Genomic DNA, 16,478 nt, shown 5'->3' on the forward strand with positions numbered 1-16,478 from the left:
ATGATGATGAACACCGCGACGAATACCGGTGCCCTGTCCGACATCCGCGTGATCGAGATGGGCCAATTGCTGGCCGGACCCTTCTGCGGCCAGTTGCTGGGCGACATGGGCGCGGACGTGGTCAAGCTCGAGCCGCCGGGCGCGGGCGATCCGATGCGGCTTTGGGGGCTCGGCGAGGAAAAGGTCCAGTGGGAGGTCATCGCCCGCAACAAGAAGTCGGTTTCGCTAAACTTGCGCGTGCCCGAAGGCCAGGCGCTGGCGCGGCGGCTGATCGCCACTGCCGATGTGCTGGTCGAGAACTTCAAGCCTGGCACGCTGGAGAAGTGGGGCCTCGCCCCGGCGACGCTGCAAGCGGAAAACCCCGGGCTGATCGTCGCGCGGATGAGCGGCTACGGCCAGACCGGACCCTATTCCGACCGTGCGGGGTTCGGCGGGATCGGCGAGGCGATGGGCGGGTGGCGCTACATTGTTGGCGAGCCTGATCGCCCGCCGAGCCGGATGGGGGTCTCGATCGGCGATACCCTGACCGCGACCTACGGCTGTATGGGCGTGCTGGCCGCGCTCCATGTCCGCGCCCGGACGGGCAAGGGGCAGGTGGTCGATGCCGCGCTTTATGAAAGCGTCCTTCAGGTCATGGAGGGGCTGGTTCCCGAGTTCGACCACGGCGGGGTGATTCGCGAACGCTCCGGCTCGATCCTGCCCGGCATCGCCCCGTCAAACGTCTACACGTGCAGCGACGGCGAATATATGATCGGGGCCAACAAGGACGAGATTTGGCGCCGCCTGGCAGAAGCAATGGGGCGCCCCGAACTGGCCGACGACCCCCGCTATGCCACCCATATCGCGCGCGGGAAGAACCAGGCCGAACTCGATTCGCTAATCGACGCGTGGACACGGACGCTGACGGTCGACGAACTCGACCGGCTGATGATCACCTGCTCGATCCCCGCGGGGCGGGTCTATCGCGCGCCCGAGATGCTCGCCGATCCGCATTTCGCGGCGCGCGGAGCGATCGTCGAGGTGGAGACCGAGCGGTTCGGCCCATTGCGGATGCAAGGCGCGTTTCCGCATTTGTCGCAAACCCCGTCGGGCGTGCGCAGCCCCGCGCCGTCGCGGGTCGGCCAGCACAATCGGGAGGTGTATGGCGATCTCTTGGGGATCGGGGGCGATGAGTTGGCCACGCTGACCGCTGCCGGAGTGATCTGAGGCCCGGAATCAGACGTGCAATCGATCACGATGTGAACCCTTGACAATCATAAGCATCGTTATTAATTGCAGGCCTATGGAAAATCTCGGAGCAATGCTGGCCGACACCTCGCGCCTGCTGCGGCGTTCGTTCGACGTGCGCGCGCGCGGCATCGGAGTGACCCGCTCCCAGTGGCAGGTGCTGACCACGTTGCTGCGTCACGAAGGCGTGAATCAGGGCGGCCTTGCCGAATTGCTCGATGTCGAGCCCATCACAGTCTGCCGGATGGTCGATCGGCTCCAGGACGCAGGACTTGTCGAGCGTCGCGCCGATCCCGCGGATCGGCGGTCGTGGCGTCTGTTCCTGACATCGCGGGCGCATGACCTGCTAGCGGAACTGCGTCCACTTGCGGACGCGCTGATCGAAGAGGCATTGACGGGAATCGACGAGCGCGAGCGCGAGCGGTTGCGCGATATGCTTGACCGGATTCGCGACAACTTGTCGCGCCGGCCACTCGAGGCACTGGTGTCCCATGGCTGACCGCGACCCGCAGATCGACGTCGAGACAGCAACCCCGGTGGAAAGCCCGCTCGCTGCCCAAGCCGCCGAGAGCACCTCACCCGGCGTGGCCGAAGCGGAGCCGGCGAAGGCACCCAACCGCCTGAGCCGGATCGCCCTGATGGGCATTGTGCCGCTGCTGGTTATCGGCGGCGGGCTGTTTTACTGGGAAAGCCTGCAAGGCAAAGTCTCGACCGACAACGCCTATGTCCAGCAGGATAAAGTCGCGGTGAGCGCTGAGGTCGGAGGTCAGATCGTCTCGGTTGCCGTGCGCGAAGGCGGGCAGGTCAAGGCTGGCGACCTTCTGTTCACCGTCGATCCCGAGCCCTACCGGATCCAGATCGCGCAGGCCGATGCGGCGATTGCCAGCGCACAGGCCAATGCCACCGCGCTGGCGAATTCGTCCGAACTGTCGGGAGCGGACGTTGCCGCGGCGCGCGAGGATATCGGCTTCACGCAGGCCTCGTTCGAGCGTCAGCGCGCGCTTTGGCAACGCGGGTTTACCACCAAGGCCGCCTACGATGCGGCTCAGCACCAGGTCGCCCAGGCGCGCGAGGAGTTGCGGCTGGCCGAAGCGAAGAGCGCCGAGGCCCGCGCCAAGCTGTCGACCGGCGCGCAGGTGCCGGGCGTCCTCCCCGCGATCGCCGCAGCGCAGGCGCAGCGTCGCGCCGCCCAACTCAACCTCGCGCGCACCGAAGTGCGCGCGCCGATGAGCGGCCGGATCACCCAGGCCGATCGCCTGCTCAAGGGCCAGCAAATCGTCTCGGGACTTCCCGTGGTCACGATCGTCGCGAACGGACAGAGTTACGTCGAGGCTAATTTCAAGGAGACCGAACTGGCCGATATGCAGATCGGTGAACCCGCGCAGATCACCTTCGACGCCTATCCCGGCGTCAAGCTCAAGGGGCACGTCGCCTCGATCGGCGCCGGTACCGGTAGCGAGTTCTCGGTGCTGCCGGCGCAGAACGCGACCGGCAACTGGGTCAAGGTGACGCAGCGGGTGCCGGTGCGGATCGCCATCGACCAGGCCAGCCCGCGCCAGCTCATCGCCGGCATCTCCAGCCACGTGACCGTGTACACCGACGGCCGCCAGCACTAGCCGACCATGGCCAGCGTGGCTTCATCAGGCTCAGCCCCGGTGCCGGTCGCTGTAAGCCCGCCGCAGCTCGCCGATGTCGCGGCGCTACCGGTACGCAACACGATGTTCGTGGTCGTCGGGATCATGACCGCTTCGCTGCTGCAGATCCTCGACACCACGATTGCAAACGTCGCAATTCCGCACATGCAGGCCGCGCTCGGCGCCACTCCCGACGAGATCAGCTGGGTTCTGACCAGCTATATCGTCGCAAGCGCGGTGGCGATGCCGATGACCGGCTGGCTGGCCGACCGGGTTGGCTCGCGGCGCTTGTTCATTCTTTCTACCGCAGGATTCGTCATCGCCTCGATGTTGTGCGGGATGGCCCAGAACATCACCGAGATGGTCTTGTTCCGGGCGCTGCAGGGCGCTTCGGGGGCGTTCATCTCCCCGCTGAGCCAGGCGGCGATGCTCGACATCAACAAGCCGTCGCGCCAGCCGCAGATGATGGCGGTGTGGGGAATGGGGGTGATGATCGGGCCGATCCTGGGGCCGATCATCGGGGGGACTCTCACCGAGAACTGGAACTGGCGCTGGTGCTTCTATGTCAACGTTCCGCTGGGCGCGCTGGCGTTGTTCATCCTCATCGCGCGGCTGCCATCACGCCCGATCGAGAAAAAGCGGTTCGACATGTTCGGCTTCGCGATGATCGCGATCGCCATCGGCGCGCTGCAGTTGCTGCTCGATCGCGGCAACCAGATCGACTGGTTCGATTCGCTTGAGGCCTGGATATACGTGGCGGCAATCGTCAGTGCGGTGTGGATCGGCGCGATCCACTTCACCACGACCAAGCAGCCGACGCTGTTTAATCCGGCGCTGTTCGCCAACTCCAATTTCCTGGTCGCACTGATGTTCATGATCGCGCTGGGCGTGGTGATGTTCGCGACGATGGCGCTGTTGCCGCCGATGTTGCAGCGCCTGTTCGGCTATTCGGTGATCGATACCGGCTGGGTGCTGATGCCGCGCGGCGTGGGAACGTTGATCAGCATGCAGATTTCCGGGCTCCTCGTCCGCCGCGGGGTGGATGCGCGTGTGCTGGTCGTGACGGGCTTCGTGCTGGCGACGCTGTCGTTCTGGCAAATGTCCGCGTTCTCGCTGGGTACAGACCAGTATCACATCGTCCTTTCAGGGCTGATCCAGGGTTTGGGAATGGGGCTGGTGTTCATCCCGCTCAACACCGTGGCGTTCGCTACGCTCGAGCCGTACCTGCGCACCGAGGGATCGAGCTTGCTCAACCTGTTCCGCTCGCTGGGGGCCTCTGTCGGCATCTCCATCACCACCGCGCTGCTGGCGCGCAATCTCCAGCAAAGCCACTCCGACCTGGCGTCGCACGTGACCGCTTCGGTTACCGACCTGATCGATTTTTCAACGGTCGACCGGTTCCAGCAGTTGGGCACGACCGCCATGAGCATGGTCGATGCCGAGGTGAACCGCCAGGCGGCGATGATCGCCTACATCGACAATTTTCACTTGATGATGTGGCTTAGCGTTATGGCGATGCCGCTTGCGCTGCTCCTGCGCGCCTCACGCGGCGCCCCGAGCGCGAGCCAGGCCGATATTCCGCACTAGCTAGCGCGTAGGCCGGGTGGCGAGCGCGGCATCGGCGCCCACTGCGCGGTAGATGTCGGCGCGGTTGGTGGCGCGCACGAATTGCCCGGCGACCAACGCCCGGCGTGTCGAATAGAGCGCTTGCTGCGCGGTCAGCGATGTCAGGTAGCTGTCAATCCCGCCCCGAAAGCGCAATTCGGCGAGGTGCGCGTTGTCCGCCGCCGCCGTCTGGTTGGCGGCGAGCGCCGCGATTTGCGCGTCGATTGTGCCGCGCCGGGCGAGCGCATCGGCGACATCGCGAAATGCAGTCTGGATCGCCTTGCGGTAGGTCGCAAGCAGCGCATCGCGCTGGGCTTCGCTGAGCGCGACGTTGGCTTTGCCCGCGCCCGCGCGAAAAATCGGATAGGCGAGGTCGGCGGCGCCCGACCAGTTGAAAGCGCCCCCGGTGAACAGCGCACCCAGCGCGTCCGAGGCGAAGCCGAACAGGCCCGTCAACGAAATCCTAGGGAACAGATCGGCCCGCGCCGCGCCGATGTCGCCGTTGGCGGCGCGCAAGTTGTACTCGGCTTCGACCACGTCGGGACGGCGCAACAGGACGGTCGAATCTAGTCCGGCGGGAATGTCTGCGAGGCGGGCGGAGGCGTCGGAAATCGAAGCGGCGAGTAGCGCCGGGTCGATCGGCGCGCCGACCAGCAGTTGCAACGCGTTGACGTCCTGCGCGATCGCGGTGGTCTGGACGGCGACATCGGCCTCGGCGGTGTGGAGCGTGAGTTCGGCCTGGCGCAGATCGGTGCGCGGGGCGATCCCGCCGTCAAGCCGCTTGCGGGTGAGCTCGACCACTTTGCCCTGGGTGGCGACGGTATCCTTCGCTACGCCGAGCAGGCTCTGGTCGGCGGCGTGGTTGAGCCAGGCGTCGGCAACGTCGGCGACCAGCGCGAGGCGCACCGCTTGCGCGGCGGAATCGCTGGCGAGATAGCGATCGCGCGCCGCATCGGTGAGCGAACGGGCGCGACCGAACAGGTCGATCTCGTAGCCGGTGACCGCCAGATCGGCGGTGAAGGAACTCCGCGCGCTTCCTCCACTCGGGTTTCCGGTGCCCGCGTTGCCGGGCGAAGATCCTCCGTCCGACCGCCGCGCGCCCAGGCTGGCGTCGAGCTGGGGCAACCGATCAGCGCGCTGGATCCGGTACCGGGCACGGGCGGCGGCAATGTTGGCGACTGCGTGAGCGACATCTTGGTTGTTGGCCAGCGCTTCCTCGATGAGCGTCAGCAGCCGCGGATCGGCGAAGACCTGGCGGTAGTCGTAGCGCGGCAGCGGGGCGAGGCTTTGCGCGAGGTAGGCGTCGCCCGACGGCCAGCCCAGCGGAACCGGCAGCGCGGTCTGCCGATAGGGCGGGGCGAGCGAGCAGCCCGCAAGCGCTGCGGCCGAGAGCGCCATTCCCAACCCGCGGATCATTCGGCCGGCTCCGGCTGCGGCTCGCTCGCGCCACCCCGGCGGCGCATCAGCTTGCGGAATGTGTCGCGGGTGGTCGTGCGCACCAGCACGAAGAAGAACGGGATGTAGAAGATCGCGAGCAGCGTTGCGGTCAGCATCCCGCCGATCACCGCGGTGCCGATCGCGATTCTGCTGTTGGCGCCGGCGCCGCTCGCCAACGCCAGCGGCATCACCCCGAAGATGAACGCGCAGCTCGTCATCAGGATCGGACGCAGACGGATGCGCGCGGCATCGAGCGCGGCTTCGTAGGGGGATCTTCCCGCCTTCTCGGCCTGCTCCGCGAACTCGATCATCAGGATCGCATTCTTGGCCGCCAGCCCCATCGTCGTCAGCAGCCCGATCTGGAGGAACACGTCGTTCTCCAGCCCGCGCAACGTCACCGCCAGGATCGCGCCGACCAGGCCCAGCGGGATCACCAGCAGCACCGCCAGGGGGATCGACCAACTTTCGTAGAGCGCGGCAAGGCACAGGAAAACCACCAGCAGCGAAATCGCGTAGAGATAGGGCGCCTGACCCGACGACAGCCGTTCCTGATGCGAAGCGCCCGACCACGCCACCGACACCCCGGGGTGCGATTCGATGATCCGCTGGATCGTGTCCATCGCGGTGCCCGAACTGGTGCCAGGAGCTGCTTGACCGCTGAGACTTTCATTGCGGACGCCGCCGAAGCGACTCAGGCTCGGCGGTGCGGCACTCCACCCGTTCTGCGCGATCGCCGAGAATGGCACCATCGCGCCGGTACTGCCGCGGACATACCACTGGGCGATATCCTCGGGGGCCGAGCGGTAGGGCGCGTCGCCCTGGACGTAGACCCGCTTGACCCGGCCGTTGTCGACGAAATCGTTGACGTAGCGTCCCCCCACGCGGTCGAGAGTGTGGTGTTGACGTCGGCCTGGCTGAGGCCGAGCACGGCGAGCCGCTGCGGATCGGTATCGACCTTGAGCGTCGGCTGGTCGGGCAGCGAGCTCAGGCGGACGTTGGCCAGGCTGCCGTCGGCGCGCGCTTCGGCGAGGATCGCGTCGCGGGTCGCCGCGAAATCCTGCTGGCTGAGGCGTCCGCTGTTGAGCAGTTCGGCGCTGAACCCGCTCGACTGGCCGAGGCCGCGCACCGCCGGGGGCACCGTCGCATAGAATTCCACATCGCGCAGCGGACCCATCGCCTGGGTCAACTGGCGGGTGACCGCCTCGGCCGAATGCTCGGAGCCCTTGCGCTCGGACCAGTCCTTGAGCGCGAGGAACCCGCGGCCCGAGTTTTGGCCGCCGCCACCGCCACCGCCACCGCCGCCGCCACCGCCGGCGATGACCATCGCTTGAGCGACGTCGGGCTGCCTGAGTACATACTTCTCGATCTTGAGCGCGGCATCGCGGGTCTGCTCCAACGTCGCACCGGCGGGCAGATTGAACTGCATCGCCGCATACCCCTGGTCCTCGCTGGGGATGAACCCGGTCGGCAGGCGCAGGAACAGGAACGCCAGCAGCGCGGCTACGACCAGATAAATCACAGCAAACCGCTTGCGTCGCGCCAGTACGGTCCGGGCACGGTCGCGGTACCACCCCGAAAGGCGCCCGAAACGATCCTCGAACCAGTGGTGCATCCTGGCGCTCCATCGCGCGACGCGACCAGTCCCGGCTTCCTCGACCTCGCGGCGGCGAAGCAGAGTCGAGGTCAGCGCCGGGCTCAGGATCAGCGCGACGAACACCGACAGGACCATCGCAGAGACGATCGTCAGCGAAAACTGGCGGTAGATCACCCCGGTCGATCCGCCGAAGAACGCCATCGGCAGGAACACCGCCGAGAGCACCATCGCGATCGCGACCAGCGCCACCTGGATTTCCTTCATCGAGGCGATGGTCGCCTCGCGCGGGGACATGCCGGGGTTCTCTTGCATCAGCCGCTCGACGTTCTCGACCACCACGATCGCGTCGTCGACCAGCAGCCCGATCGCGAGGACCATCCCGAACAGCGTCAGAGTGTTGATAGTGAACCCGGCGACCGCAAATACTCCCAGAGTGCCGAGCAACACCACCGGCACCGCGATCGCCGGGATGAGCGTGGCCCGCCAGCTCTGGAGGAAGAAGAAGATCACCAGCACAACGAGGACCACCGCTTCCGCCAGCGTGGTGACGACGTCCTCGACCGACTTCTTGATGAAGATCGTCGAATCGTTGGGGTAGGAATACCTCCAGCCCTCCGGGAAATCCCTGGCCCGTGCGGCGATCTCGGCCTTGACCAGCTCGGCGGTCTTGAGCGCGTCGGCGCCCGGCGCGAGGCTGACCGAAATGCCGACGCCGGGATGGCCGTTGACGCGGATCGCGGTGCCGTAATTCTCCGCCCCCAGTTCGATCCGCGCGACGTCGGCGAGCCTCACGGTCGATGCGTCGGGCCGGGTCTTGACCACGATCTGGGCGAACTGTTCGGGTGTGGTCAGCCGCGATTGCGCGGTGAGCGTGGCGTCGAGCCGCTGGCCCGGCGCGTTGGGGGTGCCGCCGACCTCGCCGCCCGCAACCTCGGCGTTCTGCGCGGTGATCGCGGCGATCACGTCGCCGGGCATCAGCTGATAGCCCGCAAGCCGCGCGGGATCGAGCCACACCCGCATCGCGTGCTGCGATCCGAACACGTTGGTTTCGCCAACGCCGGGAACGCGCCCGATCGGCTCCTGCAGATTGGACACCAGGTAGTCGGCGATGTCGACGCTCTGGGAGCGGTCGGTGGTGTCGCTGATCGCCGCGATCAGTAGGAAGTCGGGGCTCGACTTGGTCACCGTCAGGCCCTGTTGCTGGACCTGCTGGGGTAAGCGGCTGAGCGACTGCTGGACCTTGTTCTGGACCTGGACCTGGGCAATGTCCGGGTCGGTCCCCTTCTCGAACGTGGCGCTTATCGAGACCGCGCCGCGCGACGAGGAGTTCGAGCTGAAATAGAGCAGCCCGTCGATTCCGGTGAGCTGCTGCTCGATCACCTGGGTGACGCTGTTCTCCAGCGTCGCGGCCGAGGCGCCGGGGTAGTTCGCGCGAATGTTGACCTGCGGCGGGGCGATGTCGGGAAACTGCTCGACCGGCAGCGTACGCAATGCGGCGAGCCCTGCGAGCATGACGATGATCGCGATCACCCAGGCGAAGATCGGCCGGTTGATGAAGATCCGCGACATCGCGGCCCGTCAGTTCTTGGTCTGCTTGGCCGGGCGTCTGCCCGGGGTCTGCGGCGCGCTTTCGGGCACCGGCTTGACCGGCTGGCCCTGCTTGACCTTGCCCAGCCCCTGGGTCAGCACCCGCTCGCCCGGCTTGAGCCCCGCGGTGACCACCCAGTTCGCGCCGACGGTCCGCGTCGCGGTGACCGCGCGCTGCATCGCCCTGTTGCCCGCGCCTAGCACATAGACCCGCGCGTTCCCCGACGGATCGCGGCTGAGCGCGGTCTGCGGGACAAGGTAGGCGTCGCTCAGCACCGTCTGGGCGAACTTCGCGCGCACGAACATACCCGGCAGCAGCAAGCCCTGCGGGTTGGGGAACTCGGCGCGCAAGGTGACCGATCCGGTCGCGGGATCGACCGTGATCTCGGAAAAGCGCAGCTTGCCCGCAAATCCGTACTCGCTGCCGTCGTCGAGCAGCAAGCGGACCTCGGCAGTCATCGGCGCGGCGCCGTTGCCGCCCATCCGGCGACGCAGCGCGACGAGATCGGCAGCGCTTTCCTGGATGTCGACATAGACCGGATCGAGCACCGCGATCGTGGCCAGAGGATCGCTTTGCGCCGACGTCACCAGCGCGCCCTCGGTGAACGCCGAGCGCCCGATCCGGCCCGAAATCGGCGCGGGGACGGTGGTGAAGCGCAAGTTGATTCGCGCGGTGTTGAGCGCCGCCCGGTTCTGCGCGACCACCGCGCGGCCGACGCGCGCCGAGGCTGCGACATCGGTGTATTCCTGCTGCGAGACGGCTTGCTCGGACGCTAGTGGAGCGTAGCGCGCGGCCTTGGTCTGCGCCGCGCTCGCGCTGGCCTGGGCACTGGCAAGGTTGGCCTCGGCCTGCGCGGTCGCGGCGCGGTAGAGACTCGGATCGATCTGGAACAGCGGCTGGCCCTGGCGGACGTAGGAGCCCTCCGCGAACAATCGCCGCTGGATCACCCCGGTCACCTGCGGCCGCACCTCGGCGCTGCGCGAGGCGGCGACCCGTCCGGCCAGCTCGGTCTCGAGCGGCACCGCGGCGGGCTGGACCACGCGATAGCCCACCTGCAGCGGGCCTTTGTCGCCACGTTTCCCATCCTGCGCGGGGGCGCTGCACGCGGCGAGCACCGCGAGGGGGAAGATCAACGTCAAGACCCGCTTGGGCGAAGGCCGTCCGTGGCGGGGTAGGGAGGACGTGAGAGCCAGCATTGCTTTTGCCCCTGCCGGGCCGCCCGGATTTTTCAAGTAACCAATTGTCGCGATGCGGCAAACCGGATCGGCGGGATCGGATGGGAGAGGCTGGCTGGGGCGGCAGGAGCCTTAGCCAGAAATCCGCGCCCCAGCAATTCGGCCATTCCTAGCCTTTCAAGCGGCGCCGCTCGAGGTTTCTCTGTAGCAGTCGGCTGGTGCAACCCGTCAATGGTCATTCGTGAGCCGCGTCGCCCTTTCGATGCGGGGTCCACCGTCGCGATCAGAAGAGTGGATTGAGCAGTCTCGGCTCACTGGCTTTCAACCGGTCGAGCATCGTGTTGACGTAGAACATGTCAGGGTTGGCGACCGCGGGTAGAACGACGACGGCGTAGTCGGGCAGTTCGCGGTCGAGAGTGAAGACAACCAGGCCGACCCCGTGGATGCTGCACAGCGACGTCAGCCGATTCATGTCGCCGCTGGTCGTCGTGCGGGGCACGACGATGTAGCTTTTGTGGCTGAACAGGCAATAGGCGACCGCCTGGCCGAAGGCGACCACGGGCTGCGCAGGCGTCGCCTTGATCTCTGCGGTGACGATCTGGGGCTCAAACTTGAAGATGTCCTGCGCGCGCGGGCGTAGTACGCCGATCACGTCGGGTGTGCCCCACTTGCCGCCCAGGCTGCTGCCGCCGAGCGCGCTGGCGACGGTCACTTCGTCATTCTCCTCCAGCCATTCGGCAAAGCTGGCATAGAAATCCTGCTCGGTCAGCATGCCTGCGCTTGGTCTCTCTGCATCGGCAGCCTCACTGGTCACGTCTTCCGCAGCGGTACGAGCCTCGGTGTCTTCGGTGGAGACATCGGCTTCGGCAAAGCGGGCAAGCTGATAGGTACCGCGGGCGATCTTCACGATGCCGTCGCCACGCTGGAATAGGTGGTGCGTTGCACCGCGGATTGGGTTGAGCGGCGTCTCGGGATGCTCGGCGGCTACCGCCTTCAGCACCTCGGCCTAACGCCTCGGGTCGCATCCTCGATCTGCTTGCCGTTCAGTTTCGCCATGGTTGTGCCCCCTTGTTCATCCACCCGCGCCCGTGCCGAAGGAATTGTTCAGCATCGCGGGAAGCAGCGCCTTCACCGCTGCTAGGCTATCACGCCGAGCTTCTAGGACGGTGTTGCGACGATGGAGCAAGGCGCGGATAAATGCTTGATCTTTGGGTGAGGGGATCGGCATTTTTAACTCAAGAAATCGGCTGGGCTGGATGCGACGGCGACGCATGTTCGTGCCCGAACTCGCAGAGCGGAGCATCGGCAACACCCGCGGGTCGCGGAAAAATGTGTCAACTACAGCTGGCTGTACGACATCGGCATCGATCTCGAAGACCGGAAACTCTGGTGACACCACCAATCCGTTGCATTCCGGCGAAACAATGCCGAGCGCACCTTCCCACGCCATCAGCTTCGGATAGATGAAGTCGTCAGTTTTGATGCGCGTTAGGGTGGGATAGCTGAAGGTCGAGCCAGCCTTCACTTCAGAACGGAAGATGCCGCGGCCAAAACTGAAGACGCCAGCGAATGCGTAATCAGTAGCAGGGTCAACGCGCACATCGAGCGGCCGCTGCTGAAGAAAGGACCCGCACGACACCCAGGCGTTTGCATCTTCACCGGCCCGCCAAATGATATTACGCGCAGCCTGAAGCAAATCTTGATGTACTTCGTCGATCAGCTTTTCGGCCCGTGTCACGGCAGTCGCGGCCGTATCTAGCTGCGCCACGATCCGGCGCTGCTCGCAGAGCGGCGGGAGCGGCATAGTATATTGCAACACGCTGCCGGGCCGGATGGCTGCATAATTGGTGGAGCCAACTGCGCGCACCTGATTGAAAAACCGACCGGTACGCGAAAACCAACCCAGATATTCTCGGTCCAGCTCCGCCTCATCGACCTCGAACAGGAAATAGTGGCTACTGACCACAGCGCCTTCAAGCGACGAAGGGACCAACCCATATCCGCCCGCCTTCGCGTCGATCTCGGCCACGAGAAAGTCGCCAGCGCGACAAACCTGCTGCTTCTTGGTCTTGATTTCTCCTCCGGGGACAGCGTCTCGCAAAACGACACCACGGGCGCTGGTCTGCACGCGGCAGCGCTTGTATGTGACGTCATCATCGATGGTGATGAACGATTTGCGCTGGCGGATGACTTCGCCAAGCGGAACCTCTTTCCACGTCATGTCGCGTTCCGCTCCGCAACTAGCGCGTTCAACTCTTCGAGGATTGCGAGCACCTCGCGTTCCTTCTTCAGCGCGACGGCAACGATTTCGGACGGGGAGCGATGATCTTCGGCTGCCTTGGCGTTGGGGTTCTTCTGGTCGAGATTAACAGCGCGAACGATGCCATCGTCGTCACGCTCGATCAGCGCGGGCCCGTTCACCACCCAAGCACGGATGTCCTCGCCACGCGCGTTCCACCATTCAGTGAGGTCGGCAAGGTCGGCAGGCTGGAGAGGCGCGGTCTTGCTGTACTTCTTGCGCCCCTCGGGCACCGGCTGTTCCCAATAGTGAATTTCGCCAGTCGGCCCAGTGGTGTCGAAGAACAGCAAGTTCGAGGCGATGTCGGTGTATGGCGCGAACACGCCTTCGGGCAGGCGAACGATGGTGTGGAGGTTGAACTTTTCCAGCAGGTCCGCCTTGATCCGCGCCGCGACGCCATCGCCGAACAGCACGCCGTGCGGCACAACCACCCCGGCTCGGCCTTTGCCGCCACGCTTAAGCCGACGCATGATGAGTTGCAGAAACAGGAGCGCCGTCTCTGCGGTCCGGCGGTCATTTGGAAAATTGGCCAGGATGCCGGCTTCTTCTTCGCCGCCAAAGGGTGGGTTGGAAAGGATTACCTCGACCCTCTCGCGTTCACCGATGTCTGCCAGCCGGAAGCGCAATGCGTTGCCGGGATCAATGTCGGGTGCTTCCAGGCCGTGAAGCAACAGGTTCATCTGTACCAGCAGGTATGGAAGAGGCTTGGCTTCTACCCCGTGCAGCGAGCCCGACTGTAGTTGCTCGCGTTTTTCGATGGTGTCCGCCTGCCCGGCCATATGTGCGTAGGATTCGGTGAGGAAGCCACCGGTACCGCAAGCGGGATCGAGCACTCTTTCGCCGATCTGGGGATCGACCCGATCGACCATGAAGCGGACGACAGTGCGCGGCGTATAGAATTCGCCGCTATCGCCCGCCACGTCGCGCATCTCGCGCAGCAGGGTCTCGTACAGGCGGCCAAGCGTGTGCATCTCCTCCGAGCTGTCGAAGTGGATGCCGTGGATCAGATTGATTACGTCGCGCAGCAGGTAGCCGCTTTCCATCCGGTTTTGCACGCCGCGGAACACCGTGGCGATCACGTCGCGCCGATCACGTCCGCCATTCGTGCCGCGCAGTGAGCGAAGATAGGCGAACAGACCTGGTCCTCGCGTGCCGTCCGGCCTGGTCGCTTCCTCGGCGTTGATAAACGTGAGGAGATCGGGACCCGTAATTCCGTCCTTGTTGGCTGCCCAATCGCGCCAGCGGTAAGGGGCTTCGATGGCGGCATGAAAGGGTTCACCCGCCAGTTCTGCTTCATCTGAATGGACGCGTTCGAGGTCGTCGAGGAACTTGAGGAACATGACCCACGTGAGGACGGGTAACCGGTCAAGGTCGCCATTGAGGCCCTTGTCCTTGCGCATGATTTTGCGCGCGGATTTGACGATTGAGTCGAGACGTTGAGCGGTTGTCTGTGCAGCAGCAGTCTTGGCGCGGGCCATGGTCTTCCTTCAGATGTTGTCAGGCGGCGTAAAGCGCCTGGTTCAGTTCCGCCACAGCCTCGCGCATGGCCTGTGGTCCACCAAATCGACGGGCGATCTCGCTTGGATTCCCGAAGTCCGACACGGGCTGCACCTTGAGGGCATGCGGGAGTGAAAGTTGGTCAGGGCCACCGCCGGCATAGCGATCGAGCAGTGCGTCGAGGATAGCGCGCGCATCATCTCCATAGCGGTCGAACAGGCCGTTTTCGCGAACGCGCCGTGCGCGCTCCGCGCGGGTGGTCAAAGGCGCGTTCCAGGCAAGGTGACAAATCAGATCGAAGGGATCGTCGTCGGGCTGCCCTGCCTCGGTCATAAGCGCATGGAGGTCGATGCCGCGTTCCGCTAATGCGTCGATCACCGCGCCACGCTTGTCAGCCATCGCCCATTCGGCCCGGAACGCTGCGGGGGTGGGGAAGAGGGTCCGCACCTTTTCACCCGTCCAATCGGTGAGCTTCCGGCAGGTAAGGCGCTTGCCGTCGGCGTCGAGGTCATAGACCAGGTGGGCAACCACCTCGACTTCGCCGCCGTCGACGTAGAATTTACGCGGCAACCCGTCACTATAGTCATCGGGAGGCAGCACGGTCGGCCCAGCGTCTGAGTCCGTTGCCGTTTCTTCCGGCGGCTCGTGCTCCTCGACCTCTGTGGCGATGACTGCGCCCTCCGCGTCGATCTCGGTGGTGACCTCAGCCGCCGGCTCGCCATCAAAGCCTGGATCGGCGAATTTCTCCGTTGCGGTCCCGGTGTAGTCCAGAATTGAAAACCAGAGTTTGCCGTAATCCTCGCGCAATCGCGTGCCGCGGCCGATGATCTGCTTGAATTCCGCCATCGAGCCGACAACGCGCGCCAGCACGACGTTCTTGCAGGTCGGAGCATCGACCCCGGTGGTGAGCAACTGCGAGGTCGTGAGAATGACGGGGGTGTCAGCCTCGACATCCTGGAAGTGGCTGAGCATGCCTTTGCCAATGTCGCCTTCGTCAGATGTGACCCGGGCGACATAATCGGGATGCCGCGCGACCATATCGGTGTTCAATCGAACCAGGGCCGCGCGCATCTCGCTGGCGTGGTCCTGGTCAACGCAGAAGACGATGGTCTTGGCGTAGCGATCGGTGTTCGTGAGGAAATCGGTCAGATGGCGCGCTATCGCTTCGGTGCGCGCGCGCAGGGCCACCGTCCGTTCGAAATCCTTTGTCTGGTATTCGCCGTCTGGCACTTCCCGACCGAAGCGATCGAGCTCGCCAACACTCGGTCGCCAGCCGGCCGCATCAAGATCGGTGACGATTCGGTGGACGCGGTAAGGTGCGAGGAAACCGTCGGCGATCCCTTGGGCAAGGGAGTAGGTGTAAAGCGCCTCGCCGAAATAGCTGTAAGTGTCGCGGCTCTCCTCTCGCAGAGGGGTTGCCGTCATACCGAGCTGATAGGCGGGCTCGAACCAGTCGAGGATTTCCCGCCAGGCGCTGTCGTCACGAGCACTGCCGCGATGGCACTCGTCAACAACGATTAAATCGAAGAAGTCGCGGTCGAACTCGCGGTAAAGGCCGGGTCGCCGTTCATCACGCGCTATCGCTTGATAGGTAGAGAAGTAGATGTCTCGCCCGTGGCTGATGGCGTCTGAACCCAGCTTCCAGCGCGCGTCGCCGAACGGCGTGAACGTTTTGTCCTTCGGGTCGTCTACCAGGATGTTTCGGTCGGCGAGAAACAGGATCTTGGGCCGACGGTGGTCGCCCCGCTTGTTCCAGCCGGCAGTCCACAGGCGCCAGCAAATTTGGAATGCGACTGCCGTCTTGCCTGCGCCGGTACACAAGTTGAGTAGGGCCCGGCGGCCGCCGCCGTGGATGGCCTCCAGTGCTCGATTGACCGCGATTTCCTGATAATAGCGGAGCGGTCGTTCCGGATCGGGGAAGCCGGCGGCCAGAACCTTGTCCCCGGCCTGTTCGCCGAGTGCCAAGTCTTGCCGTTGGCGGCGCCAGAGTTCTTCCGGGGTGGGAAAATCGGAGCGAACAGTCTCAGTGCCGGCGGTCATGTCGATCTCGATGATCTCGTTGCCGTTGCCCGCATACGCGAAGCGAAGCCCTAGCACTTCAGCGTATTCACGAGCCTGTTGCACGCCGTCCTGGGCAGAACGGTAGCCTGCTTTGGCCTCGATAACGGCGATGGGGTAATCCGGGCGATACCGAAGAATGTAATCAGCTCGCTTTCGCTTCCCGCGCCTTGTGTTGCCCGCGACAAACATGACACGGCCATCGGTGAAGGTCCGTTGTTCCTGGATTGCACATGGTGCGTCGTCCCAACCTGCAGCCTGCAGCTTAGGGACGATGAACTTCCGGCAAGTATCTGCTTCTGTGGCCATACTTGCCGGACGTTGTGCCGCGGGTTGCCAATCATGGCAAACGGTTAGAGAGGGG

The 16,478-nt window shown here is 64.9% G+C and carries 10 protein-coding genes and 1 pseudogene; 4 read left to right on the forward strand and 7 right to left on the reverse strand.

All coding sequences use genetic code 11. The features are described 5' to 3' along the window. The first annotated feature begins 3 nt into the window (after window positions 1-3). The 4 genes from GKE62_RS16395 (at window position 4) to GKE62_RS16410 (ending at window position 4,448) form a co-directional block, all read left to right on the forward strand. The gene (locus GKE62_RS16395; protein ID WP_154693781.1) at window positions 4-1,206 is read left to right on the forward strand and encodes a CaiB/BaiF CoA-transferase family protein; all 1,203 of its coding nucleotides are present in this window, start codon (window positions 4-6) and stop codon (window positions 1,204-1,206) included. Window positions 1,207-1,282: 76 nt separating this feature from the next. Further along, a complete protein-coding gene (locus GKE62_RS16400) occupies window positions 1,283-1,726 on the forward strand; it encodes a MarR family winged helix-turn-helix transcriptional regulator (RefSeq protein ID WP_154693169.1) in 444 nt (147 codons plus the stop codon). Beyond that, window positions 1,719-2,843, forward strand: a complete 1,125-nt coding sequence (locus GKE62_RS16405; RefSeq protein WP_154693170.1) for an HlyD family secretion protein — start codon at window positions 1,719-1,721, stop codon at window positions 2,841-2,843. The genes GKE62_RS16400 and GKE62_RS16405 overlap by 8 nt, the downstream gene beginning before the upstream one ends. A 39-nt stretch (window positions 2,844-2,882) precedes the next feature. Next, window positions 2,883-4,448 (forward strand): DHA2 family efflux MFS transporter permease subunit, encoded by a 1,566-nt coding sequence (locus tag GKE62_RS16410; protein WP_230206770.1) that lies wholly within the window; start codon window positions 2,883-2,885, stop codon window positions 4,446-4,448. Here GKE62_RS16410 and GKE62_RS16415 read toward each other — a convergent pair whose 3' ends face one another. From GKE62_RS16415 to hsdR, 7 genes and pseudogenes are all read right to left on the reverse strand, one after another. Continuing rightward, window positions 4,449-5,882, reverse strand: a complete 1,434-nt coding sequence (locus GKE62_RS16415; protein ID WP_154693172.1) for an efflux transporter outer membrane subunit — start codon at window positions 5,880-5,882, stop codon at window positions 4,449-4,451. Further along, window positions 5,879-9,066 (reverse strand): annotated as a pseudogene (locus GKE62_RS16420) (multidrug efflux RND transporter permease subunit). The gene GKE62_RS16415 and the pseudogene GKE62_RS16420 overlap by 4 nt, the downstream one beginning before the upstream one ends. A 9-nt stretch (window positions 9,067-9,075) precedes the next feature. After that, window positions 9,076-10,281 (reverse strand): efflux RND transporter periplasmic adaptor subunit, encoded by a 1,206-nt coding sequence (locus tag GKE62_RS16425; RefSeq protein WP_154693173.1) that lies wholly within the window; start codon window positions 10,279-10,281, stop codon window positions 9,076-9,078. Window positions 10,282-10,543: 262 nt separating this feature from the next. Beyond that, window positions 10,544-11,260, reverse strand: a complete 717-nt coding sequence (locus tag GKE62_RS16430) for a hypothetical protein (protein WP_195908489.1) — start codon at window positions 11,258-11,260, stop codon at window positions 10,544-10,546. 72 nt (window positions 11,261-11,332) lie between these two features. Further along, a complete protein-coding gene (locus GKE62_RS16435) occupies window positions 11,333-12,481 on the reverse strand; it encodes a restriction endonuclease subunit S (protein WP_154693174.1) in 1,149 nt (382 codons plus the stop codon). Further along, entirely contained in the window at window positions 12,478-14,037 is a 1,560-nt protein-coding gene (locus GKE62_RS16440; protein ID WP_154693175.1) for a class I SAM-dependent DNA methyltransferase, read from the reverse strand. The genes GKE62_RS16435 and GKE62_RS16440 overlap by 4 nt, the downstream gene beginning before the upstream one ends. A 19-nt stretch (window positions 14,038-14,056) precedes the next feature. Further along, a complete protein-coding gene (gene hsdR / locus GKE62_RS16445) occupies window positions 14,057-16,423 on the reverse strand; it encodes an EcoAI/FtnUII family type I restriction enzme subunit R (protein ID WP_154693176.1) in 2,367 nt (788 codons plus the stop codon). Window positions 16,424-16,478: the final 55 nt, after the last annotated feature.

It is taken from the genome of Novosphingobium sp. Gsoil 351, from assembly GCF_009707465.1.
GTDB lineage: Bacteria > Pseudomonadota > Alphaproteobacteria > Sphingomonadales > Sphingomonadaceae > Novosphingobium.